The sequence below is a fragment of the Thermus brevis genome (assembly GCF_026427635.1).
Taxonomy (GTDB): Bacteria; Deinococcota; Deinococci; order Deinococcales; family Thermaceae; genus Thermus; species Thermus antranikianii.
On the sequence record NZ_CP102606.1, the window covers coordinates 1817171 to 1842619 of the forward strand.

Below are 25449 nucleotides of genomic sequence, written 5' to 3' on the forward strand. Positions count from 1 at the left end.
AAGGGGATTTTACCCCTGGCCGAACTTGGCCTTGAGGGCCCTTAGGGTGGCCGGGGGCACCAGCTTGGACACATCCCCCCCGTAGCGGGCGATCTCCTTGACCATGGTGCTGGACACAAAGGAGTACCGGGTGGCGGCCAGGATGAAAAGGGTTTCCAAGCCCGGCAAAAGCTGGCGGTTCAGGTGGGCCATCTGGAGCTCGTACTCATAGTCGGAAACCGCCCTCAGGCCCTTGACGATGGCCTGGGCCCCCACCTGCCTCACGAAATCCACCAGAAGGCCGGAAAAGGTGCGGGCCTCCACGTTGGGCAGGTGGGCGGTGGCCTCCCGCACGATGTTGAGGCGCTCCTCGGCGGTAAAGAGGTACTGCCCCCGCTTGTTGGGGTTTTCCAGCACCGCCACCGTAACCCGGTCAAAGAGGCGGCTTGCCCGCTGGATCACGTCCAAATGGCCGTTGGTAAGGGGATCAAAGCTTCCGGGATAGACCACGTGCATCTAAGCCTCCACCAGGGTGAGGGCGTTTTCCCCGTAAACCCGCCGCTCCCCGAAGGGCAGGTGCAGGTCCTTAGGGTGCTGCAGGATGTAAAGCCCTCCCTTCTCCACCAGGTCGCTTTCCAGGAGGGCCTGGAAGGCCTGGACCAGGTCCAGGGGATAGGGCGGGGCTATGAAGGCCACCGTGTAGCGTTCGCCCCGGGCCTTGGCCTCCGGCAGGAAGACCTCCACGGGAAGGGGAACGATCCGGGCCCGAAGCCCCGTGCGGCGGAGGTTTTCCTTAAGGAGGGCCACCGCTTCCTGGTCCTTCTCCACCAAGGTGGCCTCAAAGCCCTCGCTGGCCGCCTCGAGGCCCACCGCCCCGCTCCCCGCACAGAGGTCCAGGAACCGGCCCCGCTTGGGGTAGCGCAAGCGCAGGTAGTCAAAAAGCGCCTTCCGCAGGCGCACGGGGGAGGGCCTGGCCGAAGCCGGCACCTTCAAGGGCACCCCCTTGGCCTTGCCGCCCAGAATCCTCACCACGCTTCCTAGCTTAAAGCTCCAGGACCAGGCGGCAAAGCCTGTCCACCCCGCTGGAAACCTCCTCCAGGGTGATGAGGAGGTCCAGGTGGGCCAAGGTGGTGGCCCGGCTTTCCGCCCGGCCGCTTTCCAAACGGCTCAGGTGGGCCCGGCGCAGGCGATCCAGAAAGGCCGCCACCTCCCTTTCCTCGGACAAAACCCCCTCCGCCAGGGCCTTGTCCCCCGTGGCCAAGGCGGCCGCCATGCGCTCGAGGCGGCCCAGCACCAACCTTCCCGCCTCCAAAAGGTCCTCCTTGCCTTCCGGGCTAAAGGTGAGGCCCTGGGCCCAAAGCTTCGCCGCCTGGCGCACCACCCGGCGCACCAGGTCCCCGAGGTGCTCAAGCTCACTGGCCGCCACGAAGAACCGCACCGCCCGCTCGTCCCGGGTGCGGGTGGAAAGCTCGGCGGTATAGAGGACCACCTCCCGGGTAAGCCGGTCCACCTTGTCCTCCAGCGCCTCGAGCTCCGCCTCGCCCCCTTCCTCCTGGGCCAGGATCCGCACCGCCCGCGCCAGCATGTTCCGCACGGCATCCGCCACCCGGCCGAGCTCCCGCTGCACCAGGGCGTAGGCCAGGCTAGGGGTTTCCAAAGCCTCGGGGGAAAGGTACTTGGGGCTTACGGTGCGGCGGGGAAAGAGGCTTTCTGTTAGGCGCGCGTAACGCCCCTGGAGGGGAAGAAAGGCTATGGCGTAGGCCAGGTGGCTTAGGAGGTGGAGCCCCACCACCCCCACGCCCCCAAGCGGCCCAAGCAGAAGCAAAAAGGGCAGGGAAAAGAGAAAGCGATGCCCCAAAAGGGCCACCCCCAAAGCCCATCCCTCCCGCCTGCCCCCCAAGGCCGCCAGAAAAAGGGCTCCCGAAACCCCCACCCCCGCCCCCAGGGTCAAGGCCATGCTCCCCCCCTGTCCCAAAAAGGGCATAAGGGCAAGGGCCAAGGCCGCCACCCCGTTGGCGGTTCCCAGGAAAAAGGCCAGGAGGATCCCCACCAAATACAGGGCCCATGGACCCGGATTAAGCAGGCTCAAAAGGGGCGCAAAAGCCTTGGCCCCCTGGCCCATCTCCAAAAAGCCCAGGAAAAGAAGGCCCAAGCCCAAAAGAACCAGCCCGCCGCTTCGGCTTCCCCGGAAGAGGAAAAGAGGAAGGCCCAGAGCCAGCAGGACCTCGGCCACCTCCCTTTGCGCCAGGGCCACCACCCCCACCCAGGCGCCGGCCCCGGCGGTGGCGGCCAGGGAAAGGAGGGCGGCCTGCCCCAGGGAGAAGATCCCCCCTTCCAAAAGCCCCAGGGCCAGGAGGGAAAGGCCGGTGCCGCTACCCGAAAGAAGCCCCAGGAGAAGACCGGAAAGCAGAAGGCTCCCCGGCCTGGAAAAGGCCCGGGCCAGCAGGTACCTCTTCCCCTTTACCGAGGAAAGCCCTTCCCCGATCAGGTGCAACCCCAAAAGCAAAAGGGCAAGGCCCGCCAGAAAGCCCACGGGAGGAGTATACGAAAAGCCGGCCCGAGGGCCGGCCTTCTGGTCGGGGAGACTGGATTTGAACCAGCGACCCCCTCGTCCCGAACGAGGTGCGCTACCGGGCTGCGCTACTCCCCGTAGCGGAGTTCAGTATAGGGGAGGAGGGCCAAAAGGTCAAAGGGTGTTGACGGCCAAGGCCCAAGCCCCTACACTGACCCTTAACCGCGCCGGGGCGCGGCGAAAACCAGCCCGTTCTCTTATCCAGAGCGGTGGAGGGTACGGCCCTGTGAAACCGCGGCAACCTCCCATCCCTTCCGTTTCATGGCCGGATGCGGGTGGGGCTGGTGCCAAGGCCGGCCCGGGTGGGGGAAACGCCCGGGGACGATAAGAGAGGGGGGTAAGCGCCACGCCCAACCCCTTCTAGGCGAGAGAACGGTGCCCTTGCACTTCCCGCCAGAAGGGGCCTTCTTATTGGCCCCTTCCCAAGCGCCCCAGGCGGGTTCTTGGAAAGGAGGCCAAGGATGCGCTTTGAAACCTTGCAGCTCCACGCTGGCTACGAGCCCGAGCCCACCACCTTAAGCCGCCAGGTGCCCATCTACCCCACCACCAGCTACCTTTTCCAGAGTCCCGAGCACGCCGCCAACCTCTTCGCCTTGAAGGAGTTCGGGAACATCTATAGCCGAATCATGAACCCCACGGTGGAGGTGCTGGAACGGCGTCTGGCGGCCCTCGAGGGGGGCAAGGCTGCGCTGGCCACCTCTTCGGGCCACGCCGCCCAGTTTCTGGCCCTCACCACCCTGGCCCAGGCGGGGGACAACATCGTTTCCACTCCGAACCTGTACGGGGGCACTTTCAACCAGTTCAAGGTAACCCTGAAGCGGCTTGGGATAGAGGTGCGCTTCACCTCCAGGGAAGAGCGCCCCGAGGAGTTCTTAGCCCTCACCGACGGGAAAACCCGGGCCTGGTGGGTGGAGTCCATCGGCAACCCCGCCCTGAACATCCCGGACCTCGAGGCCCTGGCCCAAGCCGCCCGGGAAGTGGGGGTAGCCCTTTTCGTGGACAACACCTTCGGCATGGGAGGCTACCTCCTTAGGCCCTTGGAATGGGGAGCGGCGGTGGTAACCCATTCCCTCACCAAGTGGGTGGGAGGGCACGGGGCGGTGATCGCCGGGGGGATCGTGGATGGGGGGAACTTCCCCTGGGACAACGGCCGCTACCCCCTCCTCACCGAGCCCCAGCCCGGGTACCACGGCCTTAGGTTGGTGGAGGCCTTTGGGGACCTGGCCTTCATCGTGAAGGCCCGGGTGGATGGGCTTCGGGACCAGGGGCAGGCCCTGGGGCCCTTTGAGGCCTGGGTGGTGCTTCTCGGCATGGAAACCCTTTCCCTACGGGCGGAGCGCCACGTGGAAAACACCCTCCACCTGGCCCACTGGCTTGCGGAGCAACCCCAGGTGGCCTGGGTGAACTACCCGGGCCTCCCCCAGCATCCCCACCACGCCCGCGCCCAGAAGTACTTCCGGGGGAAACCGGGAGCTGTCCTCACCTTTGGCCTGAAGGGAGGGTACGAGGCCGCCAAGCGCTTCATCTCCCGCCTTAAGCTCATCTCCCACCTGGCCAACGTGGGGGATACCCGTACCCTGGCCATCCACCCCGCCTCCACCACCCACTCCCAGCTCTCCCCGGAGGAGCAGGCCCTGGCGGGGGTTTTGCCAGAGATGGTGCGCTTGAGCGTGGGCCTCGAGCATGTGGACGACTTGAAAGCGGAGCTTAAGGAGGCCCTGGCATGAGCGAGATCGCCCTGGAAACCTGGGGGGAGCACGAGGCCCTCATCCTCAAGCCTCCCCGCTCCCCCCTTTCCATCCCCCCTCCCAGGCCCCGCACCGCCGTGCTCTTCCCCAGGCGGGAAGGGTTTTACACCGAGCTTGGGGGCTTCCTGCCCGAGGTGCGCCTGCGGTTTGAAACCTACGGCCGGCTTTCCCGGCTCAGGGACAACGCGGTCTTGGTCTTCCACGCCCTCACGGGAAGCGCCCACCTGGCAGGCACCTACGACGAGGCCACCTTCCAAAGCCTCTCCCCCCTGGAGAAGGCCTTCGGCCCCCAAGGGTGGTGGGATTCCCTGGTGGGCCCCGGGCGGATCCTGGACCCCGCTCTCTACTACGTGATCTCCGCCAACCACCTGGGAAGCTGCTATGGCTCCACCGGACCTCTCTTCCTAGACCCCCGCACGGGAAGGCCCTACGCCAAGGAGTTTCCCCCCCTTACCATCCGTGACCTGGCCCGGGCCCAGGCAAGGCTTTTGGACCACCTGGGGGTGGAGAAGGCCATCGTGATCGGGGGAAGCTTGGGCGGCATGGTGGCCCTGGAGTTCGCCCTCATGTACCCGGAAAGGGTGAAGAAACTGGTGGTCCTGGCCGCTCCCGCAAGGCATGGCCCCTGGGCCCGGGCCTTCAACCATCTAAGCCGCCAGGCCATCCTCCTAGACCCTGAGTACCATGCCGGTCATCCTGCCCCCAAGGGCATGGCCCTGGCCCGGGGCATCGCCATGATGAGCTACCGGGCACCCAAGGGCTTTGAAACCCGCTGGGGCCAGGAGCCCGAAAAGGGGGAAACCTACCTGGACTACCAGGGGGAGAAGTTCCTTAAGCGCTTCCATGCGGAAAGCTATCTCGTTCTCTCCCGGGCCATGGATACCCACGATGTGGGCCGGGGAAGGGGTGGCGTGGAGGAAGCCCTGAAGCGGCTAAAAAGCCTGCCCTCCCTCTTCGTGGGCATAGACACCGACCTCCTCTACCCCGCCGAGGAGGTGCGGCAGGTGGCCCGCTTAAGCGGAGGAAGGTACCGGGAGATCCGTAGCCCCCACGGCCACGACGCCTTCCTGATCGAAACCGACCAGGTGGAGGCCATCCTGGATTCCTTCCTGCCCTGAGGGGCCTGGCTACTTCCCCACGCAGAAATTCTGGAAAACCCGGGCCACCACCTCCTCGGAAACCTCCTTCCTGCCCCTCAAGGAAGCCAGGGCCTTGAGGGCCTCCTCGAGGGCCAATCCCATGAGGTCCTCCGGGAGGTTTTGCGCCTCCAAAAGCCTCTCCCTGGCCTGATGAAGGGCCTCGATTTGCCGCTCGCTCAGGAGGTACTCCCCTCCCCCCTTGCCCAAAAGCGCCTCCCGGATGGCCTCCTTAAGCTGGCCTAATCCCTCCCCCGTCACGCTGGACACCGGAATAAACTCCGCATCCTCCCAAAGGGGAGGGAGGTCCGCCTTGGTGGCCACCTTCAAGGTCCTTGGGGGTAAGGGAGGAAGGGAAGGCCTGGGAGCCGAGCGGTCGGCCACGTAGAGCACGAGATCGGCTTCCTCAGCAATTCTTAAAGCTCTTTCCACCCCTGCCCGCTCCAGGGGATCCAAGGTGTCCCGAATGCCCGCGGTGTCCACCGCCACCAGGGGGATGCCGAAGAGCTCCAAAGGCGCTTCCAGGTAGTCCCGGGTGGTGCCGGGGATGGGGGAAACCAAGGCCCGCTCGTAGCCCAGAAGGGCGTTTAGAAGCGAGCTTTTGCCCGCATTGGGAGCTCCGATCAAGGCCAGGCGGGCCCCCCGTTGGGCCAGGCGGGAGGACCTTGCCTGGGCAAGGAGGGCCTCCACCTCCTCCAGCACCTCCCCGATCACCCTTCTGGCCTCGAGGGGCTCCACCCCCTCCTCGGGATAGTCCAGAAGGGCCTGGATGTGGGCAAGAAGGGCAAGAAGCCTATCCTCCAAGGCGGCGATTTTCCGGGAGAAGCTCCCCTCGAGGCTCCTTAAGGCCTGGCGGCGGGCCAGGTCCCCTTCCGCCTCCACCAGGGCCAAAACCGCTTCTGCCTGCGCCAGGTCCAGCTTCCCGTTCATGTAGGCCCGGAAGGTGAACTCCCCAGGACCGGCCAGCCGGGCTCCCGCCTTCACCAGGGCCTCCAGGACCCTCCTCAGCACCGCCATCGAGCCATGGGTGTGGAACTCGCAGGCATCCTCCCCCGTGTAGGACCTGGGGGCTCGGAAGACCAAAAGCAGGGCTTGGTCCAACACCTCCCCGGTTTCCGGGTCCACCACCTCCCCCAGGGTAAAGCGCCCCCCTTTCAGCTTCCTGGGGTCCTTTCCCCGCCACACCCGGCTTGCCACCTCCAGGGCCCCCTCCCCGGAAAGCCGCACCACCCCGATGGCCCCCTTGCCCAAGGGAGTGGCGATGGCGCAGATGGGGTCCTTCAGGGTCATGGGCTAGAGAGCTTTCGCTAGGGCCTCGAGGGTAAGGGCCACATCCTCCTCCTTATGCGCCACGGACAGGAAGGCCGCCTCAAAGTTAGAGGGCGGCCAGTACACCCCCCGGTCCAACAGGCCGTGGAAGAAGCGCTTGAAGAGCTCCGTATCCGTGCGCCTGGCCTCCTGGAAGGTGGCCACAGGCCCTTCGGTGAAGAAAACCGTGATCATGGAGCCCAGGCGGTTTACCGTGTGGGGAAGACCCTTTTGGGAAAGCACCTCCTTGAGCCCTGCCTCCAGCCTGGCCCCCAGGGTTTCCAGGTACCCGTAGTAGCCAGGATTTCTCTCCAGGATCTCCAAGGTAGCCAGGCCCGCGGCCATGGCCAGGGGATTCCCCGAAAGGGTTCCCGCCTGGTAGACGGGTCCCAAGGGCGCCACCTTTTCCATGATCTCCCGCCTGCCCCCGTAGGCGGCGGCGGGAAGGCCGCCTCCCAGGATCTTGCCCAGGGTGATGAGATCGGGCTTAAGCCCAAGCCGCTCCGTGGCCCCACCGAAGGCCAGGCGAAAGCCCGTCATCACCTCGTCGGCGATGAGGAGGATTCCGTACTCCCGGGCCTGGTGCAAGGCCTTGAGGAACTCCTCCGTGGGGATAAGGACCCCGGCGTTGCCCACCACCGGCTCAAAGATGATGGCGGCGATCTCCTCACCCCGTGCCCTAAGAAGCTCCCTAAGCCCCTCGGGATCGTTGTACTCCAGGACCAGGGTAAGGCCGGCGTACTCCTCGGGCACCCCGGCGCTGCTGGGCACGCCTAAGGTGAGGGCTCCGCTTCCCGCCTCCACCAAAAGGCCATCCGCATGCCCGTGGTAGTTGCCCCGGAACTTGACGATATACTTTCTCCCTGTATATCCCCTGGCCAGGCGCAAGGCGCTCATGGTGGCCTCGGTCCCCGAGTTCACGAAACGCACCAGCTCCACCTGGGGGTAGGCCCGCTTCACCGCCTTGGCCAGCTCCGCCTCGAGGGGATGGGGAGCCCCGAAGGTCAGGCCCTGCTCCGCCACCTCCTTAACCCTCCTGACCACCTCCGGGTGGGCGTGGCCCAGGATCAAGGGCCCCCAGCTCAGCACATAGTCCACGTACTGGTTCCCATCGGCGTCCCACACGTAGGCTCCCTCCCCCCGCACCAGGAAGGGAGGGGTACCCCCCACCGCCTTGAAGGCCCTAACGGGGCTGGAAACCCCGCCTGGGATGTGGGCTTGCGCCTCCAAAAAAAGCCTCTCGGAAATGGGCCTCTCCATACCCTTCACTTTACGGCAGTCGAAAGCCGTGACCCAACCTCCCGGCCATGTAACCAAAGGATCCCCTGCCCCTGAACTTACGTGGTAAGGTTCCTTATGAGCATGCGGGGCAAAGATGGCCTTTTCAGGGCCGAGAAGGCCCATACCCCTAGGCTCCTCGTCTATATAGATGGCAGCTGCCCTCTCTGTACCAGGGCAGGACACTTAATCCAGCGCCTGGACCTCCTCGGCCTCTGCCAGGTTACCTCTTACCGCAAAGACCCGAGCTTCGAACGTTTCGGCCTCACATTCCAAGCCTTAGACCGAGAAATCCACGTGGTTTGGCAAGCGGGGAAGAAACATGAAGTTGTCCAAGGCTTTGACGCCCTCGTCTTGCTGGCCAAATTCCTTCCTCCCCTCTGGCCTTTCTTGCCTGCGCTTGCCCTCCTCAAGTTAACCGGTCTCGGGCCTAAGGTGTACCGCTGGCTTGCGGAAAACCGAACGCTTATCCCAGAAACAGGGTGTAAGGGTGGAGCGTGCGCCTCAAAGTACACGCGGTTTCCCCCCGAATAAGGGCACTACCCCCCTGGCTCGCCGGCTCCCCAGCCGCGCCCAAGCCTTGCTCATCCACCTGCCCCGAGAAGCCTCTTGAACTTGACCGCCTTAGTAGGTGAGCACCCGCCTTAAGGCCGCCAGCACCCGGCGAGCGTTGGGGCGGTAGTGGTGCTCGATGGCGCTGAAGGGAGGATAGGGAGCATCGTACCCCGCCACCCGCACCACAGGAGCCTGGAGGTAATCAACGGCTCCCTCGGCGATCCGGGCGGCGATCTCGGCCCCAAATCCTCCGGTGCGCATGGCCTCGTAGACCACCACCACCCGGCCGGTTTCCCGAACGGCTTCCAGAAGGGTGTCCTCGTCCAAAGGGACCAGGGTTTCCAGGTCCACCACCATGACCTCCACACCCTCCCGAACCGCTACCTCCGCCGCCTCCAGCATCACCTCCACCATGCCCCCGTAGCCGATCAGGGTGGCATGCTTCCCTTCCCGCACCACCCGGGCCCTGCCCAAGGGGAGGGTATAGTAGCCCTCAGGCACCTCGGCCCGGGCTCCCCGGTAGAGCTTGGTGGCCTCCAGAAAGAAGACCGGGTCCTCGTCCTCTATGGCGGCGAGGAGGAGGCCTTTGGCCCTTTCAGGGCTCGAGGGAATCACCACCTTAACCCCAGGGGCATGCGCCAGAAGGGCTTCAGGGGAGTCCGCATGCTGTTCGGGAGTGTGCACCCCTCCCCCATAAGGAGCCCGCACCACCACGGGGAGACCCACCCGCCCCCGGGAACGATGGCGCCAGCGGCCCAGGTGGGAAAGGATCTGGTCCAGGGCTGGGTAGAGAAAACCAGCAAACTGGATCTCCGCCACAGGTCGCATCCCTCCCATGGCGAGGCCAATGGCCAGGCCCAGGATGCCGCTTTCCGCCAAGGGGGTATCGAACACCCGGCCCTCGCCGTATTTGGACTGGAGGCCCTCCGTAACCCGGAACACTCCCCCAAGCCGGCCCACGTCCTCCCCGAAGACCAAAACCCGCTCGTCCCGAGCCAAGGCCAGGTCCAGGGCCTCGTTGATGGCCTGGACCAGGTTCAGCACCCTGGCCTTTTCCGCTACCATAGCTCCTCCACGTGCTTCCCTTGCCTCAAAGCCTCCCAGGCCCGTTTCTGGTCAGGACCCATTTCCTTGTAGACGTGCTCCACGATCATCTCAGGGCTGGGCTCGGGAGCCTGGTCGGCCAAGGCCAGCTCCCGAGCAAACTCCTCCTCCAGTTCCCTCAAAAGAGCCTCCTCCGCATCCCCATCCCAAAGCTCCGCCGCCTCCAGGGCCTTGCGGAGGCGCAGGATGGGATCCTTGGAGCGCCAGGCTTCCTCCTCCTCCCGGGTGCGGTAGCGGCTCGGGTCGTCGGAGGTGGTGTGGGGAGCCAGGCGGTAGGTGAGGGCCTCGAGGAGGGTGGGGCCCTCCCCCTTCCGTGCCCGTTCCACCGCCTTCCTGGCCTCCAGGTAAACAGCCACGGCGTCGTTGCCGTCCACCACCACCCCGGGAATCCCATACCCCTCCGCCCTCCTGGCGACGAAGTCCACCCGCATCTGCCGGCTTCGGGGCACGCTGATGGCGTAGCCGTTGTTCTGCACCAGGAAGAGGACCGGGGCGTTGAAGACCGCGGCAAAGTTAAGCCCCTCGTGGAAATCCCCTTCGCTGGTCCCGCCATCCCCGATGGAGGTGGCCACCACCCAGTCCTCCCCCCGGTACCGGCCCGCCAGGGCCAGGCCCACCGCCTGGGGAATCTGGGTGGCGATGGGGATGTAGGGATTCACCGCCCGTACCTCCTCGGGAAAGCGCCAGCCCGCGGGGTGGGCCCGCCAGTAAAGGATCAGGACGTGGATGGGGAGCCCCCGGGCCAGGAGCAGGGCGGACTCCCGGTAGCTGGGCACCACCCAGTCCCTCTCCCCCAAGGCCAGGGCCACCCCCACCTGGGCCGCCTCCTGGCCCATAAAGGGGGCATAGACCCCAAGCCGCCCCTGGCGCTGGAGGGTCAAGGCCTTCTCGTCGAAAAACCGGGCCCGGCGCATGGCCCGGTAGAGGGCAAGGGCTTCCCCCTCCTTAAGGGGAAGCTCTCCTCTATCCAGGTACTGGACCACCTTGGGTTTCACGCAGGGGAGTTTACCACGGCGGCCAGGCGGTCTAGGGCCAGGGAGATCTCCTCCTCGCTCTTGCAAAAGGCAAAGCGGAAAAGCCCAAGAGGAGGGTCTTCCCGGTAGAAGGCGCTGGCGGGAATCAAGGCCACCCTGGCCGCTTCCACCAGTTGGAAGGCATCAAAGCCGGGAAGCTCGGCCATGAGGAAGTAGGTGCCCTCAGGCTCGTAAGCCTTCAGGCCCATGGACCTGAGCCCGGAAAGGAGCAGGTCCCGCCTCTTCCGGTAGCCTTCCCGCAGGGCCTCGTAAAACCCCTCTTTCCGGGCCAGCCTCAAGGCCTCCGCCACCCCCGCCTGCAGGGGGCTTGGAGCGGAGAAGCTGGTCCACTGGCGCATCCCCGCCAGGGCGGGCATGAACTCCTTGGGCCCCACGATCCAGCCCACCCGGTAACCCGTGGCCTCGAGGCGCTTCCCCGCACTTCCCACGGTAAAGGTGCGCTCGGGAGCGAACTCCCTCAGGCGCCTTGGCCTTTGCCCAAAGTAAAGCTCGTCGTACACCTCGTCGGAAACCAGGAAGAGGTCGTGCCTTTGGGCCAAGGTTGCCAGGGCCCTTAGCTCCTCCTCGCGGAAGACCAAGCCCGTGGGGTTCATGGGGGCGTTGACCAGAAGCAAGCGGGTGCGGGGGGTGATGGCTTTTTCCAAGGCAAAGAGGTCCAGACGGAAGCCCTTTTCCCCTAGTTCAAGCCGTACCAGCCTGGCCTCGGCCCCGGCCAGGAAGGCATCGGGCAGGTACACGTCGAAGAAGGGCTCCAGGACCACCACCTCGTCCCCGGGACCCACGAGGCTCTGCAGGAGAACATGGATGGCCTCCGTGGCCCCGGAGGTGACCACCACGTGCTCGGGCTCCACCCCGAACTCTTCCGCCAGGGCCTCCCTGAGCACGGGAAGCCCCGCCGGGGGAGCGTACTGGTCGTAGCGCCCCAAGGCTTTGCGGACCGCCTCGAGGAGGAAAGCAGGCGGTGGGTTGGAGGGAAAACCCTGGCCCAGGTTCACCGCCTGGAGCCTGGCCGCAAGCTGGCTCATCTTGGGAAAGATGCTCTCCCGGGCAGCCTGGGTGCGGGGATGCAGGCGCATAGGTAAAGGGTAGCCCAAAGCCTCCCTCGGCTCAACCGGCGATCCTGAGGAGGCTTAAAAAGCCTTCCAGCTCCAGGCTGGCCCCGCCCACCAGTCCCCCGTCCACGTTGGGCATGGAAAGCAGATCGGCGAAGTTCTTGGGGTTCACGCTCCCCCCATAAAGGATCCGCACCCTCCTGGCGAACTCCTCGCCGTAAAGCTCGGCTAGGGCCTGCCGGATGGCCTGGTGCATGGCCTCGGCGTCCTGTGGGGTGGCGTTCCGCCCGGTGCCGATGGCCCAGACCGGCTCGTAGGCGATCACCAAGGCCTCGGGACCCGGGGGGTTCAGGCCCTCGAGGCTTCCCCTGAGCTGAGCCAGGGTATAGGGCACCGCCTCTCCCCTTTCCCTCACCTCCAAGGGCTCCCCCACGCAAAGGATGGGGGTAATCCCCTCCTCCAAAAGCCTTTTCGCCTTCTCCGCCACCACGGCATCCGTCTCGTGGTGGTAGCGCCGCCTCTCCGAGTGCCCCACGATGGTGTAGCGGCACCCCAAATCGGAAAGCATCCGGGCGGAAACCTCCCCTGTATAGGCTCCCTCCCGGTGGGGGGAGACATCCTGGGCCCCGTAGGCCACCTGGGTACCGGAAAGCACCTCCTTGGCCACGGGAAGCATGGGAAAGGCAGGCAGCACCGCCACCTCGGACTCTAAAGGAGGCAGAAGCCTCTTGAGCTCGGCAAGCCAGACCCGGGCCTCCGAGGGTACCTTGTGCATCTTCCAGTTTCCCGCCACCAAAACCCTGCGCATGCCGCCATCCTACAGGAAAACCCCGCCCCATAGGGCGGGGTTGGAACGGGCGTTCCTACTCCAGGACCTCAATCCCCGGGAGGGTGCCCTTCTCCAGGTACTCGAGGCTCGCCCCACCCCCGGTGGACACGTGGCTAAACCGGTCCTTAAGGCCCAGGCGGTTCACCGCCGCCACGGAGTCGCCCCCTCCCACCACGGTGAAGGCTCCCTCCAAGGCCGCCACCGCCCGGCCCACCGCCAGGGTACCCTCGTCGAAGGGCGGCACCTCAAAGACCCCCATGGGCCCGTTCCAGAAGACCGTTCTGGCCCCCTTCAAGGCCTCGGCGAAGGTCTCCTGGGTCTTGGGCCCGATGTCCAAGCCCATATAGGGCACGGGAATGGCGTCCGCAGGGAAGGTGCGGGTTTCCACCCCAGCCTCGATCCGCTCGGCCGCCACCACATCCACGGGCAGGTGCACCCTCACCCCCAAGGACTCCGCCCGCCGAAGCAGGTCTTTGGCCAGATCCAGCCGGTCCTCCTCCACCAGGCTCTTCCCCACCTCGCCCCCAAGGGCCTTGATGAAGGTGAAGGCCATGGCGCCGCCGATGAGAAGGCGGTCTATGCGGGGAAGGAGGTTTTCTATGACCCCGATCTTGTCGGAAACCTTGGCCCCCCCGATGACCACCGCATAGGGCTTCTCCGGATCCCGGAGGAGCCGGGAAAGAGCCTTCACCTCCTTTTCCATGAGGAGCCCGGCAAAGGAAGGGAGAAGCCTCGCCACCCCCACCACGCTGGCGTGGGCCCGGTGGGCACTGCCAAAGGCATCCAGGACAAAGGCCTCCCCCAGCCGGGCGTAGCGGGCGGCAAGATCGGGGTCGTTCTTCTCCTCCCCTGGCTCGAAGCGCACGTTTTCCAGGAGGACCACCTCCCCCGGGGCCAGGGCCTCTACCGCCTGGTGCGCCTGGTCGGAACCGGGGCTATGGGGCACGAAGCGGACGCCGGAAAGGTACCGGCCCAAGGCCTCCGCCACCGGGGCCAGGGAGTACTTGGGGTCCACCCCCTTGGGCCGGCCCAGGTGGGAGAGGAGGACCAGGGAAGCCCCGGCCTCGAGGAGGTGGCGCAGGGTGGGAAGGCTTTCCTGGATGCGGGTATCGTCCTGCACCACGCCCTCCTTGATGGGGACGTTGTAGTCCACCCGCACCAGGATGCGCTTCCCCCGGGGGTCCAGGTCCTTTAGGGTGCGCATCTAAACCCCCTTCTTCAGCACCAGCCCCACCAGATCCGCCACCCGGTTGGAGTAGCCCCACTCGTTGTCGTACCAGGCAAAGACCTTCACCAGGTTGCCCAGGGCCTTGGTGAGCTTGCCATCCACGATGGAGGAGTGGGGATCCATCACGATATCCTGTAGGACGATCTCATCCTCGGTGTAGGCCAGGATGCCCTTCAAGGGCCCCCCGGCCGCTGCCTTTAGAGCGGCGTTCACTTCTTCGGCGGTCACCTCCCGCTTGAGAAGGGCGGTGATGTCGGAGATGCTCCCCGTGGCCGTGGGCACCCTCAAAGCACTTCCGTCGAAACGGCCCTTCAGGGAAGGAAGCACCAAGGCCGTGGCCTTGGCGGCCCCGGTGGTGGTGGGGATGATGTTGATGGCCGCCGCCCGCGCCCGGCGCAGGTCCTTGTGGGGCAGGTCCAGGACCCGCTGGTCGTTGGTGTAGGAGTGGACGGTGGTCATGAGGGCCTTTTCCACGCCGAAGGCCTCCTCCAAAACCTTCATCACCGGGGCCAGGGAGTTGGTGGTGCAGGAGGCGTTGGAGATGATGTGGTGCCGGGCGGGGTCGTACTGCTCGTGGTTCACCCCCATGACGATGGTGATGTCCTCCCCCTTGGCCGGGGCGGTGATGATGACCTTCTTGGCTCCCGCCTCGAGGTGGGCCCTGGCCTTGTCGGCATCGGTGAACACCCCCGTGGACTCGATGACCACATCCACACCCAGGCTTCCCCAAGGAAGCTCCTTGGGATCCTTGATGGCGGTGGCCCGGATGGCCTTGCCGTCCACGTAAATGTTCTCGTCATCGTACCCCACCTCGCCGGGGAAGCGGTGGTAGATGGAATCGTACTTGAGCAGGTGGGCCAGGGTCCGGTTGTCGGTAAGGTCGTTGATAAGGACTACCTCCACCCCTCGCCCGTGGAGGATGCGAAACACCTGACGGCCGATTCTGCCGAATCCGTTGATGCCTACCTTCATAGCTTACCTCCCCACGTGGCTCCTCGCCCCCTTACCGTAGGGGTCAAGAGCTATGGCTTCAGTATATCGGCTTTCTCATAAGTGATTGACGGCACTTGCCTTAAGCAAACCCTCCCCCTTGACCCGTCAACCTCAAGATCGTATTTTTGTTGACGACCACCCTGCGTGGTCCGGGAGGTATGGAAGATGAAAACCGAGGTTCTCCCCTATCCACCCCTGGTTAAAACCCTCTGGCCCCACCGCACCCTGGCCCGGGACCTGGCCCTGATCCTGGCAGGTAGCCTCCTGGTGGCCCTGGCCGCCCGGATCAGCATTCCTTTGCCCTTCACCCCCGTGCCCATCACCGGCCAGACCCTGGCGATCCTCCTGGTGGGAGCAGCGTTGGGAAGCCGCCTTGGCTTCTTGTCCCTCTTGGCCTACCTGGCGGAAGGAGCCATGGGCCTACCCGTCTTTGCTGGGGGTACAGGAGGCTTGGCCAAGATCCTCGGCCCCACCGGGGGCTTCCTCCTGGCCTTCCCCTTGGCCGCAGGCTTGGTGGGGCTACTGGTGGAGCGGTTCGGCCTGGACCGGAGCTTCCTGGGAACCCTTTTGGCCATGCTGGCGGGCAACGCCCTGCTCTACCTGGTGGGGCTTCCCTGGCTTGCCGCCTGGCTCATGGGGGCAGGAAAGTTTGCGGGCACCGGCGCCCTTTTGGCCATGGGGCTTTTCCCCTTCATCCCCGGGGACCTGGTGAAGGCGGTGGTGGCGGCCTTGGTCCTGCCCTCTGCCTGGAAGGTCCTGGGAAGGCGCTAACGTGCGGCTGGCCCTGGCGCACCTTGGAAGGCAGGAAAGCCTACCTAGGCTTTTAAAGATCCTAGCCCCCCTGGTGCACCAGGCCCGGGGGGAGGGGGCCTTGGCCCTCCTCCTCCCCGAGCTGGTCCTGGGGAGGCAAGGGGAAGAAGACCTTCCCCAAGCCCTCGAGGCCCTGGCCGAGGAAAGCCGCATGAAGGTGGTGGCGGGCTACCTGGCCCAAGGCCCCAGGAACCGGCTTGGCGTCTTCCCCCAGGGTCCCTTCTACGACAAGGTGCATCCCTTTCTGGCCCTGGGGGAGGAAGGGGACGAGGGCGTTGAGCCCGGGGAGGGCCCCGTAATGTGGGAGTTCCAGGGACGTAGGTTTGGGCTTGCCCTTTGCTATGACCTGGATTTCCCCGAACTTTTTCGCAGCTACGCCCTGATGGGCGCCGAGGTTTTTCTGGTGGGCTCGGCCTGGCCGGGGGAGTACCAGGAGCTTCTTACGGTCCTAGCTCGGGCGAGGGCGGCGGAGAACCAGGCTTACCTCCTCCTCGCCAATCGGGCGGACACGGGAAGCCCTTCCCTGGCGGTGGCCCCCGATGGGCGCCTTTTGGCCTCGAGGTGGGAGGAAGGCCTCCTCGTGGTGGACCTGGACCTGGGTTTCCTGGAAGAGTACCGCGCCCGCTACCCCATCCTCCGCCACCGCCGGATAGAGGCCTACCGGCTCTGGTAAGATGGCCTCCGTGCTGGAGAACCGCCGGGCACGACACGACTACGAGATCCTGGAAACCTACGAGGCGGGGATCGTCCTAAAGGGAACCGAGGTCAAGTCCCTGCGCGCCGGTAAGGTGGATTTTACGGGAAGCTTTGCCAAGTTTGAAAACGGCGAGCTTTACCTGGAAAATCTTTACATCGCTCCCTATGAAAAGGGATCCTATACCAACGTGGACCCCAGGAGAAAGCGTAAGCTCCTCCTTCACCGCCACGAGCTCAACCGGTTAAGGGGCAGGGTGGAACAGAAGGGCCTCACCCTGGTACCCCTTAAGATCTACTTCAATGAAAGGGGGTACGCCAAGGTGCTCCTGGGCCTGGCCCGGGGCAAAAAGGCTTATCAAAGGAAGGAAGACGACAAGAAGCAGGCCGTGCGCCGCGCCCTGGAGGAGCTATGAGGTTTTTTGCCCTAGCCCTGGTTCTCCTTCCCGCCTTGGCCCAGGCTCCAAGACCCCTCCTGGTGGGGGGTGAGGTGGGCCAAGCCCTTTACCCGGGGGGGCGAGGCGTGTCCTATGGGGAGGTGCGCCTGATAGCCCGGGGCCTGGGGCTCGCCCTGTGGCAAGGGGAAGGCCAGGTGGCCCTGGGCCTGGGAAGCCGCTACAAGGTTTTCCCCCTGGTGGAAAACGAGGCCCAGGCCGCCGCCCGGGGGGCCGCCTGGAAACGGGGGCAGGAGGTCTTCGTCCCCTTGCGGCCGTTAAGCGACGCCTTGGGCCTGGAATACCGGGCCCAGGAGGGCATCCTCCTCCAACTGCCCTGGGCCAGGCTTTTGGGGGTGGAGCGAAAGCCGGGCCAAATCCTCCTTCGCTTCTCCCGGGAGGTCAACGCCCTGGTGGAGGGCAGCAGTGTCCTCTTCCTCCTGGCTCAGGGAGAAGGAGCGGGCCTGAGCCAGGAAGCCCGGGGACTTCGCCTCACCCTGGAAACCCCGCCCACTAGGCTCTACTACCCCGGGGGAGGCCAGGTAGCCCTGGAGTGGGGTCCCCCGACCAGACCCACGCCCACGGTCCTCCTGGACCCCGGCCACGGGGGGAAGGACCCAGGCATCTCAGCAGGGGGGCTTCTGGAGAAGGATCTTACCCTGGACCTAGCCAGGCGGGTGGCCGCCCTTCTGCCCAACGCCCGGCTCTCCCGGCAAGGGGATGAAACCGTGCCCCTCGAGGCCCGCTTGAGCCTGGCCCAGGCAGCCTCGGTGGTGGTTTCCCTCCATGTCACCCAGGGTGGTGCGGTGAACCTCTACCTGCCCAAGGCCCGCTCCACCCCCTTAGCCCAAAACGCCGAGGCCCTCCTGGCCTCGGCCCCGGCAGAGCAGGCCACCTTGCTAAAGGTCTACGCCGGCGACCCACGGCGCCTGGCCGAGGCTCTGGAAAAAGCTTTTTCCGCCCTGGGCATCGTGCTGGCCCGGGCAGAGGGTCCTTACGCCCTCACCGACATCCCCGGGGCGGGGGTGGTCCTGGAGGTGGGGGTGGAACGGTTGAAGACCCCTGAGGCCCGCAATCAGGTGGCGGAGGCCATCGCCCAGGCCATCCGCACCTATCTGGAGTAGCCATGCGCCGACTCCTGACCGTCTGGAACCTCCTTGGCCTCGTCCTCTTCACCTTGGGGGCCTGGGTCTACTGGCAAAGCCAGGGATGGCAGGCACCGTCCGCCCTGCCCTTGCCCTCGGAGGAAACCTCGGGCGCAAGCAGCCTACCCATGATCCTCTACCTACCCAACCCGCCCCAGGGCCTCCTTAAGGAAACCCGTACCCTCGAGCTGGCCCCGGGGGATACCCCGGAAAACAAGGTCCTGGCCACCTGGGCCGAGGCCCTTCAAGCCCCCAAGCCCCGGGCCCTTTACCGGCTGGGCAAGCTTTTCGTGGTGGATCTTCCCGGCGACTTTGCCCTGGGTCTGGATGCCAGCCAGGAAGCCCTGCGCCTCTACAGCCTGGCCTATACCCTCCTTTCCACCTTCCCCCAGGCCCAGGAGGTGCGCTTCCTGGTGGAGGGAGAACCGAAGCCGGGCCTAGCCCATCTGGATCTAAGCCAGCCTTTCCGCCTACCATGAGGGACACCTGGCGCATCGACCGCCTCGTCCTCCAGGGGTTCAAGTCCTTTGCGGAGCGCACCGCCCTGGACTTCCCGGATCCCATCACCGGGATCATCGGGCCCAATGGCTCCGGCAAGAGCAACTTGGTGGAGGCCTTGCGCTTCGTGACCGGGGCCCGCGCCCATGAGCTACGCGGGCAGGAACTTGGCACCTTTCTCTTCCATGGCGGCGAGGGCCGCCCGCCCCAGGCCATGGCAGAGGTCCGCCTGGAGCTTTCCCGGGGAAGGGAAAGGCTCACCGTGGAACGGCGCATCGAAGGGGACCGCTCCCTCTTTCGCGTAAACGGCCGCCCCTTAAGCGCCAAGGCCCTGGCCCTCCACCTTGCGGGCACGGGCCTGGGCCGAGGGGGATACGCCATCGTGGGCCAGGGGGAGGTGGCCGCCCTCCTGGAAGCCCCCGAGGAAGTCCTGCTGGCCCACCTTGAGGAGGCTGCTGGACTAAAGCCGGTGGCGGAAGCCGCCCGGATAGCCGAGAAGGAGCTGCAAGAGGCAAGCCGCCTTCTGGAAGAGCGCGAGCGGGGACTCCAGGAGCTTAAGGCCCAAGCAGAACGGCTTAGAGGGGAAGCCCACCGGGCCAAGCACGCCCAGACCCTGGACCTGGAGGCCCTGGCCCTCAAGGTAAGCCTCCTGGAAGCCCGCATGGAGGAAGCCCAAGCCGAGATGGCGAGGGCCGAGGAGCGGCTTAAGGCCCTGGCCAGGGAGGAGGAAACCCTAGAGAAGGAGCGCCAAGCCCTGGAGCAAAGGCGCCTGGCCCTGGCCCGCGAAGAGGAATCCCTGCGCCAAGAGCTGGAAGCGGTGCGCCTGCGCCTCAAGGAGCGGGAGGGCTTCGAGCGGGAGCTTAGGGAGCTCGCCCGGCTGCAAAGGGCCCTGGACCGTCCCCCTCCTGAAGACCCTGGCCCCCCGGTACCCCCTCCCCCCCGGCCCCTCGAGGAGCTCCGCACCCAGCTGAGGCATTTGAAAGCGGAAGAAGCCCGCCTGCTGGCCGCCAAAAAGCGCCACGAGGAAACCTTCCGCCGGTACCTGACGGAAACCGCCCGCTACGAGGAACGCCTGAAGGCTTACCAGGAAGCCCTGGCGGAACGCGCCCGCTTGGAGGAGGAGCTTGCTCAAAGGCTTGAGGAACTTCGGGACCTCGAGGGGAAAATGGCCGAACGGAAGCGGTTGGAAACCCGCCTCGCCGAACTGCGCGCCCAGGCCCAGGGAGCCCTCAGGGAGGCCGAGCGGCTCAGGCGGCTTCTGGAGGCCGGCAGCGACCTGCACGAGGGACCCCGAAGGGTGCGGAAGCTTCCTGGGGTGCTGGGGGTGGTGGCGGACCTGGTCCGGCCCGAGCCGGGGCTGGAGCTGGCCTTGGAGGTGGCCCTGGGCCCCCGGCTCCACTGGGTCCTCACCCAGGACGAGGAGGCCGCCAAGGCCGCCATCGCCCTCCTGAAACGGGAAGGGGGCCGGGCCACCTTCCTGCCCCTAACCCTTCTCTCCCCGCCACCTCCCCCCTCTCCCCCTCCTGCGCCCGGCCTCCTGGGACCTGCCTTTCGCCTGGCCCGGCTCCGGCACCCCGGCCTACCGGAGAAGGAAATCCTCCTTGCCCTCCTGGGGGATACCCTGGTCTTCGCCGACCTGGATGCAGCCCTGGCGTACCGGAAGGCTTTGGGCCGGGAAAGGGTGGTCACCCTGGAAGGCGAGGTGCTGGAGCGCCTGGGAGCCCTATCCGGTGGGCGCCTAAAGGGAGGTGGGGAAACTCTTCTCTTGAGGCGGCGCCTGGAGGACCTGGAAACCGAGCAGGACCAGCTCGCCGGGGAGATCAAAGCCCTAGAGGAAGCCCTGGCCTCCTTACCCCCCTACCGCCGCCTGGAGGAAGCCCGGGCCCAGGTGGGAGCCCTACAAGCTAGGCTTCGCTTCCCCCTAGCCCCGCCTCCCCAACCCTCCACACCTCCCCAGGAAACCTGGGAGGAGGCCCGCCTTCTGGCCTTGGAGAAGGAAAAAGAGGAGCTGGAGGGAATCCTGGCCCAGGCAGAGGCCCACGAGCGCTGGCGCCTCCTCTCCCAGGCCCGGGAGGCTTGGGCGGCATCCCAGGAGGAAGTGCGCCGCATCCAGGCCAGGATGGAGGAACTGAAGGCCAAACTCGCCGCCACCCAGCCCCTTCTGGCCAAGGCCCAGGAGCTAGAGGAACACCTTAAGGCCGTGCGGGCGGAAAGGACAGACCTTGAGGACCAGCAAACCCGGGCCCTTACCCGGGCCAACGCCCTCTTGAGCGAGCGGGAAAACCTCCGCCTGCTCCTGGCCCGCAGGGAAGCCCTCCTGGAGGAACTGGGCCGGGAGAGGGCCTCCTTCCCCCCGCTAGACCGCCTGCCCGGCACCCCCAGGGCCCTCCAGGCCAGGCTAGCCCAGGTAGAACGGGAACGGGCAGCCTTAGGACCCGTAAACGCCCTTGCGGAAAGAGAGCTAATGGAGTTGGAAGCCCACCTCGAGGCCCAGATCAAAGAGGTGCAGGACGCCACGGAAGCCCTCCTTCGCCTCGAGGCCGAGGCCAAGGCTGTGGAAAAAGCCTACGGGGAGAGGCTGAAGGAGAGCTACCAGGTTTTCGAAAGCGCTTTTCAGAAATACGCCCTAGCCCTCCTCGGAGCCCGGGCCGAGGTCAGGCGGGAAGGGCGGGGGCTAAAGCTGGTGGTGATCCCGGCGGGAAAGCGCACCCAGGACCTCCGCCTCCTCTCCCTGGGGGAAAAGACCCTGGGGGCCCTCGCCTTCCTCTTCTCCCTGGGCGAACTCCAGGGCGGCTTACCCTTGGCCGTGCTGGACGAGGTGGACGCCGCCCTTGACGAGGCCAACCTCGTCCGCTTCACCCGCTTCCTCAACTCCGGCAAGCAGTTCATCCTGGTCACCCATCAGAAGCGCACCATGGAAGCCTGCCACGCCCTCTATGGGGTCACCGCCCAAGGGGGCGTGAGCCGGGTGTTCTCCATCCGCAAGGAGGCTGCCTATGACCCTAAATGAATACCAGCAGGAAGCCAAGAAAACCGCCCTTTACCCCGAAGCCTACCGGCTTCTTTACCCCACCCTCGGCCTGGCGGGGGAAGCCGGGGAACTGGCCAACAAGGTAAAGAAAATCCTCCGGGACCATGGAGGAAACCTCAGCCAGGCTACCCGGGAGGATCTGGTGGCTGAGCTCGGGGATGTGCTTTGGTATGTGGCCCAGCTGGCCACCGACCTGGGGGTGGGCCTGGAGGAGGTGGCTCAAGGCAACCTGGCCAAGCTCCGCTCCCGCCTGGAACGGGGGAAACTGGGGGGCTCAGGGGATAATCGCTAACGAAAATCACTTGCATCTGATACCCCATTAGGGTATAGTGGCCTTCGGCTGGCGCATCAGCCGAGGAGGTAAAGGATGGAAGGAACCGTTACCCTACCCCGTTTAAACGAACCTGCCCCGGATTTTGTGGCCAAGACCACAGCTGGAGAGCTTCGGCTATCCGACCTCAAGGGCAAATGGGTGGTGCTCTTCAGCCACCCCGCCGACTTCACCCCGGTCTGCTCCACGGAGTTCCTGGCCTTCGCCCGGCGTCAAAAGGAGTTTGAAGAACTGGGAGTCCAGCTGGTGGGCCTTTCCATTGACTCCATCTACTCCCACCTAGCCTGGCTTAAGGACCTCGAGGAGATGTCCGGGATCGCCATCAACTTCCCGGTCATCGCCGACCTGGACATGAAGGTGTCCAAGCTCTACGGCATGATCCACCCTGCCGCCAGCGAAACCGCTGCGGTGCGGGCGGTGTTCATCATCGACCCCAACGGCATCCTCCGGGGCATGCTCTACTATCCCCTCACCACTGGCCGCAACATCGACGAGATCCTGCGCTTCATCCGGGCCCTACAGTTCACCGACCGCACCGGCTTGAACACCCCCGCTGACTGGCAGCCGGGTGAGCCCGCCATCGTGAAGCCCCCAGCCACCCTGGACGAGGTCAAGGCCGACGAGGCCAGGAAGGCCGAGTACACGGAGTACAAGCGCTGGTATCTGCGCCTTAAGAAGGCGGAGTAGGTAAACCCCAACCCCCCGGGGACCCTCCCCGGGGGGGTTTTCCTTAAAGCCTAATCGAAGAGGTCAAACACCTCCAGGAAGCCCTTTTTCTTGCGGTAAGGCTTCCCCTCCTTTCGGTAGTACGCCTCCCGCTCCCCCTCGTAGGCCCGCTCCACCTCCTTGGCTTCCGCCAGGAGTTTTTCCAGCTCCCCCCTATCCAGCCACACCCCCCCGCACTGGGGGCAGACGTCGATGAGGACCCCCCGCCTTTCCACCTCCTTCATGCCCACCTGGCAGCTTGGGCAAAGGAGAAGGGGCATCTACTCCTCCCTCCGCCCCATGAGGAGGCTGGCGTAGTAGAGGATGGTGGCCAAGGAGCTGGCCAAGGCAGCCACGTAGGTGAGGGCTGCCCAGGTGAGCACCTGCCGGGCAGGGGACATCTCCTGCTGGGAGAGGAAGCCCATGCGCCGCAGGAACTCCAGGGCCCGCCTGGAGGCGTCGAACTCCACGGGGAGGGTCACCAGCTGGAATAGGGCCACCGCCAGGTAGAGGTAAAGCCCGAGCTTGGCCAAACCGATGGCCCCCAGCATCAACCCGCCCACCACCAGGATTGGACCTAGGTTGGTGCCCAGGCTGGCCGCCGGCCACAGGCTGGCCCGCACCCGGAGCCAGGTGTAGCCATGGGCATCCTGGACCGCATGCCCCACCTCGTGGGCGGCCACCGCCAGGGCCGCCAGGCTGGGCGAGGCGTAGTTAGGCTCGGAAAGCCGCACCGTCTTGGCGTGGGGGTCGTAGTGGTCCGTGAGGGCCCCGGGCACCGGCTCCACCCGGACGTGGGTGAGGCCATGGGCATCCAGGATGGCCCGGGCCACCTCAGCCCCCGTAAGCCCCCGGCTGTTGGCCACCCGGCTGAATCGGGCGAAGGTAGCCTGGAGACCTCCTTGAATCAGCAGGCTGGCCACGAAGACCAACCCCATGAGCAAGAGCGCCAGTATGTCCATTCCCGTCCACCTCCTTCCGAAGAGTAGCAAAAACCGAGGCCACCCATACAGGTGGTCTCGCCATGCGCCCTTAGGCGCCCCAGCCGACCGGGGATTGCTCCCGTACTGACGACCGGCTGGCCCCACAAGGGGCGGCTACTCCCCGCGGTTCCCTTTATACCAGACTCAGCCCTTTCTGGCAAGGATCGGGACGGGAATGTGCATAGACCCCCTTTACTCTCACTCGCTCAAGGGTATCTTGTGGGCGGGAGGTGAGGTATGGGTTACGCGCATCCCGAGGTTCTGGTGAGCACGGACTGGGTCCAGGAGCACCTGGAGGATCCCAAGGTGAGGATCCTCGAGGTGGACGAGGACATCCTGCTCTACGAAACCGGCCATATTCCCGGGGCACAAAAGGTGGACTGGCAACGGGATTTCTGGGATCCGGTGGTGCGGGACTTTGTGGACGAGGAAGGGTTCGCCAACCTCATGGAACGGCTTGGAATCTCCAACGACACCACCGTGGTCCTTTACGGGGACAAGAACAACTGGTGGGCCGCCTATGCCTTCTGGTTTTTCAAATATAACGGCCACCAGGACGTGCGCCTCATGAACGGGGGGCGGCAAAAGTGGGTGGAGGAAGGTCGTCCCCTGACCACCGAGGTGCCCACCTACCCCAAGGGGAGCTACCGGGTACCCTACCGGGACGAGTCCATCCGCGCCTACCGGGATGAGGTCCTCAAGCACATCCTCAAGGTTAAGGAGGGCAGGGGTGCCCTAGTGGACGTGCGGAGCCCCGAGGAGTACCGGGGGGAGCTCACCCACATGCCCAACTACCCTCAGGAAGGAGCCCTACGGGCCGGCCACATCCCAGGGGCCAAAAACATCCCCTGGGCCAAGGCGGTGAACCCCGATGGCACCTTCCAAACGGCAGAAGAACTTCAGGCTCTTTACCAGTCCTTGGGCATCACCCCGGATAAGGATGTGGTGGTCTACTGCCGCATCGCCGAGCGCTCCAGCCACTCCTGGTTTGTCCTCAAGTACCTCCTCGGCTACCCCCACGTGAAGAACTACGACGGCTCCTGGACGGAGTGGGGCAACCTGGTGGGGGTTCCGGTAGCCAAAGGGGAGGAATAGCTCAATCCTCGGAAGCCTCCCCCAGGGCCTGGGCGGCCAGCCGACGCCCCGTGGGGGTGTCCGCCAATCCCCCCAGGCCTGTTTCCTTGAGCTCCAAGGGCAGGAGGCGGCCGATGCCCGCCATGGCCAGGATCACCTCGTCGGGGGGGATCACGCTCCTTATCCCTGCCAGGGCCATGGAGGCGGCGCTCACCGCATGCACCGCATAAAAACCATTGCGCATCACGCAAGGCACCTCCACAAACCCCCCCACGGGATCGCAAACCAAACCCAGGGTGTTCTGCAGGGCCAAGGCCGCCGCATGGGCAGAGGCCTCCGCACTCCCCCCGAGAAGCTCGGTAACGGCGGCCGCCGCCATGGCCGCCGAGGAACCGATTTCCGCCTGGCACCCCCCGCTGGCCCCGGCGATGTAGATCTGGCGGTTGATGACCTTGGCCACCCCGGCGGCCAGGACCATGGGCATGAGGAGGTCCTCATCGGGGATGCCCAGGTGATCCGCCACCCCCAGCAAGGCCCCGGGAAGCGTCCCGGCGCTACCCGCCGTGGGAGCCGCCACAATCCGGCCCATGCGGGCATTCTCCTCGTTGACCGCCATGGCGTAGGCCTGAACCCGCTTTAAAAGCGGATCCCGCAAGGGATCCGGGGCTTCCCACAAGGTCTTGGCATTCTTCCCCACCATTCCCGCCACGCTGGGGGCATCCGAGGCGAGACCCCTCCGGATGGAATCCCGCATGATGCCAAGGCGCTCCCGAAGCTTATCCAGGATGGTCTCGGGAGCCAGCCCGGTTTCCTCCACCTCCTCGCGGAGCATGGCCTCCGACGCCCGGCCGGGAAGGGCGGCAAGGTCGTTCAGGGTCAAGGGCATAGCCTAAGTATAGGCTTTGGCCTCGTTTTCACACCGCAGGCCT

Annotated in this window: 26 protein-coding genes, 1 tRNA gene and 1 riboswitch; of the genes, 12 read left to right on the plus strand and 15 right to left on the minus strand. The window is 65.6% G+C overall.

Annotation, left to right across the window (positions count from 1 at the left end):
* Nucleotides 1-9: 9 nt before the first annotated feature.
* From coaD to KQ693_RS09790, 4 genes are all read right to left on the minus strand, one after another.
* Complete coding sequence (coaD, locus tag KQ693_RS09775; protein WP_015717233.1) at nucleotides 10-495, minus strand: pantetheine-phosphate adenylyltransferase; 486 nt, start codon at nucleotides 493-495, stop codon at nucleotides 10-12.
* The gene (locus tag KQ693_RS09780) at nucleotides 496-1011 is read right to left on the minus strand and encodes an RsmD family RNA methyltransferase (RefSeq protein ID WP_267261118.1); all 516 of its coding nucleotides are present in this window, start codon (nucleotides 1009-1011) and stop codon (nucleotides 496-498) included.
* A gap of 10 nt (nucleotides 1012-1021) precedes the next feature.
* Nucleotides 1022-2512 carry a PhoU domain-containing protein gene (locus KQ693_RS09785; RefSeq protein WP_267261119.1) on the minus strand — a complete coding sequence of 497 codons (1491 nt, stop codon included), beginning with the start codon at nucleotides 2510-2512 and terminating at the stop codon, nucleotides 1022-1024.
* 40 nt (nucleotides 2513-2552) lie between these two features.
* A tRNA-Pro gene (locus KQ693_RS09790) sits at nucleotides 2553-2629 on the minus strand.
* A 116-nt stretch (nucleotides 2630-2745) separates the two neighbouring features.
* Nucleotides 2746-2882: riboswitch (SAM riboswitch) on the plus strand.
* Between the two features lie 130 nt (nucleotides 2883-3012).
* On the opposite strand from KQ693_RS09790, the gene KQ693_RS09795 reads away from it, so the two are divergent.
* Nucleotides 3013-4278 carry an O-acetylhomoserine aminocarboxypropyltransferase/cysteine synthase family protein gene (locus KQ693_RS09795; RefSeq protein WP_267261120.1) on the plus strand — a complete coding sequence of 422 codons (1266 nt, stop codon included), beginning with the start codon at nucleotides 3013-3015 and terminating at the stop codon, nucleotides 4276-4278.
* Complete coding sequence (gene metX, locus KQ693_RS09800; protein WP_267261121.1) at nucleotides 4275-5417, plus strand: homoserine O-acetyltransferase MetX; 1143 nt, start codon at nucleotides 4275-4277, stop codon at nucleotides 5415-5417. The genes KQ693_RS09795 and metX overlap by 4 nt, the downstream gene beginning before the upstream one ends.
* 9 nt (nucleotides 5418-5426) lie before the next feature.
* Here metX and mnmE read toward each other — a convergent pair whose 3' ends face one another.
* Together mnmE and hemL are read right to left on the minus strand one after the other, a co-directional pair.
* Complete coding sequence (gene mnmE / locus KQ693_RS09805; RefSeq protein ID WP_267261122.1) at nucleotides 5427-6725, minus strand: tRNA uridine-5-carboxymethylaminomethyl(34) synthesis GTPase MnmE; 1299 nt, start codon at nucleotides 6723-6725, stop codon at nucleotides 5427-5429.
* Nucleotides 6726-6728: 3 nt separating this feature from the next.
* Entirely contained in the window at nucleotides 6729-8003 is a 1275-nt protein-coding gene (hemL, locus tag KQ693_RS09810; RefSeq protein WP_267261123.1) for a glutamate-1-semialdehyde 2,1-aminomutase, read from the minus strand.
* A gap of 102 nt (nucleotides 8004-8105) precedes the next feature.
* Between hemL and KQ693_RS13005 the strand changes: the two genes are divergently transcribed.
* Nucleotides 8106-8555, plus strand: coding sequence for a thiol-disulfide oxidoreductase DCC family protein (locus KQ693_RS13005; RefSeq protein ID WP_416376377.1), 450 nt, complete (start codon nucleotides 8106-8108; stop codon nucleotides 8553-8555).
* A 90-nt stretch (nucleotides 8556-8645) separates the two neighbouring features.
* Here KQ693_RS13005 and KQ693_RS09815 read toward each other — a convergent pair whose 3' ends face one another.
* Genes KQ693_RS09815 through gap form a run of 6 tightly spaced genes read right to left on the minus strand, consistent with a single transcriptional unit; the run spans nucleotide 8646 to nucleotide 14795 of the window.
* On the minus strand, nucleotides 8646-9641 hold the full coding sequence (locus KQ693_RS09815; protein ID WP_267261124.1) for an alpha-ketoacid dehydrogenase subunit beta: 996 nt from the start codon (nucleotides 9639-9641) through the stop codon (nucleotides 8646-8648).
* Nucleotides 9635-10675, minus strand: a complete 1041-nt coding sequence (pdhA, locus tag KQ693_RS09820) for a pyruvate dehydrogenase (acetyl-transferring) E1 component subunit alpha (RefSeq protein ID WP_267261125.1) — start codon at nucleotides 10673-10675, stop codon at nucleotides 9635-9637. The genes KQ693_RS09815 and pdhA overlap by 7 nt, the downstream gene beginning before the upstream one ends.
* Nucleotides 10672-11790 carry a pyridoxal phosphate-dependent aminotransferase gene (locus KQ693_RS09825; RefSeq protein WP_267261126.1) on the minus strand — a complete coding sequence of 373 codons (1119 nt, stop codon included), beginning with the start codon at nucleotides 11788-11790 and terminating at the stop codon, nucleotides 10672-10674. The genes pdhA and KQ693_RS09825 overlap by 4 nt, the downstream gene beginning before the upstream one ends.
* 31 nt (nucleotides 11791-11821) lie before the next feature.
* The gene (gene tpiA, locus KQ693_RS09830) at nucleotides 11822-12574 is read right to left on the minus strand and encodes a triose-phosphate isomerase (protein WP_267261127.1); all 753 of its coding nucleotides are present in this window, start codon (nucleotides 12572-12574) and stop codon (nucleotides 11822-11824) included.
* A 55-nt stretch (nucleotides 12575-12629) separates the two neighbouring features.
* Complete coding sequence (locus tag KQ693_RS09835; RefSeq protein WP_267261128.1) at nucleotides 12630-13799, minus strand: phosphoglycerate kinase; 1170 nt, start codon at nucleotides 13797-13799, stop codon at nucleotides 12630-12632.
* Nucleotides 13800-14795, minus strand: coding sequence for a type I glyceraldehyde-3-phosphate dehydrogenase (gene gap / locus KQ693_RS09840; protein WP_267261129.1), 996 nt, complete (start codon nucleotides 14793-14795; stop codon nucleotides 13800-13802).
* 186 nt (nucleotides 14796-14981) lie between these two features.
* On the opposite strand from gap, the gene KQ693_RS09845 reads away from it, so the two are divergent.
* The 8 genes from KQ693_RS09845 to KQ693_RS09880 all read left to right on the plus strand — a co-directional run bounded on the left by KQ693_RS09845 (nucleotide 14982) and on the right by KQ693_RS09880 (nucleotide 22445).
* Nucleotides 14982-15587 (plus strand): biotin transporter BioY, encoded by a 606-nt coding sequence (locus KQ693_RS09845; protein WP_019550159.1) that lies wholly within the window; start codon nucleotides 14982-14984, stop codon nucleotides 15585-15587.
* A gap of 1 nt (nucleotide 15588) precedes the next feature.
* Nucleotides 15589-16299 carry a carbon-nitrogen hydrolase family protein gene (locus KQ693_RS09850; protein WP_267261130.1) on the plus strand — a complete coding sequence of 237 codons (711 nt, stop codon included), beginning with the start codon at nucleotides 15589-15591 and terminating at the stop codon, nucleotides 16297-16299.
* A gap of 1 nt (nucleotide 16300) precedes the next feature.
* Entirely contained in the window at nucleotides 16301-16735 is a 435-nt protein-coding gene (smpB, locus tag KQ693_RS09855; RefSeq protein WP_219759596.1) for an SsrA-binding protein SmpB, read from the plus strand.
* Nucleotides 16732-17877 carry an N-acetylmuramoyl-L-alanine amidase gene (locus KQ693_RS09860; protein ID WP_267261131.1) on the plus strand — a complete coding sequence of 382 codons (1146 nt, stop codon included), beginning with the start codon at nucleotides 16732-16734 and terminating at the stop codon, nucleotides 17875-17877. The genes smpB and KQ693_RS09860 overlap by 4 nt, the downstream gene beginning before the upstream one ends.
* Before the next feature lie 2 nt (nucleotides 17878-17879).
* Entirely contained in the window at nucleotides 17880-18377 is a 498-nt protein-coding gene (locus KQ693_RS09865; protein WP_219759594.1) for a GerMN domain-containing protein, read from the plus strand.
* Complete coding sequence (locus KQ693_RS09870) at nucleotides 18374-21406, plus strand: AAA family ATPase (RefSeq protein ID WP_267261132.1); 3033 nt, start codon at nucleotides 18374-18376, stop codon at nucleotides 21404-21406. Before KQ693_RS09865 ends, KQ693_RS09870 begins: the two co-directional genes overlap by 4 nt.
* Nucleotides 21393-21719, plus strand: a complete 327-nt coding sequence (locus KQ693_RS09875; protein WP_267261133.1) for a nucleoside triphosphate pyrophosphohydrolase family protein — start codon at nucleotides 21393-21395, stop codon at nucleotides 21717-21719. Before KQ693_RS09870 ends, KQ693_RS09875 begins: the two co-directional genes overlap by 14 nt.
* A 75-nt stretch (nucleotides 21720-21794) precedes the next feature.
* Nucleotides 21795-22445, plus strand: coding sequence for a peroxiredoxin (locus tag KQ693_RS09880; RefSeq protein ID WP_267261134.1), 651 nt, complete (start codon nucleotides 21795-21797; stop codon nucleotides 22443-22445).
* Nucleotides 22446-22495: 50 nt separating this feature from the next.
* Here KQ693_RS09880 and KQ693_RS09885 read toward each other — a convergent pair whose 3' ends face one another.
* Nucleotides 22496-22744, minus strand: coding sequence for a TFIIB-type zinc ribbon-containing protein (locus KQ693_RS09885; RefSeq protein WP_267261135.1), 249 nt, complete (start codon nucleotides 22742-22744; stop codon nucleotides 22496-22498).
* Complete coding sequence (locus KQ693_RS09890) at nucleotides 22745-23425, minus strand: zinc metallopeptidase (protein ID WP_267261136.1); 681 nt, start codon at nucleotides 23423-23425, stop codon at nucleotides 22745-22747.
* 258 nt (nucleotides 23426-23683) lie between these two features.
* On the opposite strand from KQ693_RS09890, the gene KQ693_RS09895 reads away from it, so the two are divergent.
* Complete coding sequence (locus KQ693_RS09895; RefSeq protein WP_267261137.1) at nucleotides 23684-24541, plus strand: sulfurtransferase; 858 nt, start codon at nucleotides 23684-23686, stop codon at nucleotides 24539-24541.
* 1 nt (nucleotide 24542) lies between these two features.
* Here the strand turns inward: KQ693_RS09895 and sdaAA are convergent, their stop codons facing one another.
* Complete coding sequence (gene sdaAA, locus KQ693_RS09900; protein ID WP_267261138.1) at nucleotides 24543-25406, minus strand: L-serine ammonia-lyase, iron-sulfur-dependent, subunit alpha; 864 nt, start codon at nucleotides 25404-25406, stop codon at nucleotides 24543-24545.
* Nucleotides 25407-25449 lie beyond the last annotated feature (43 nt).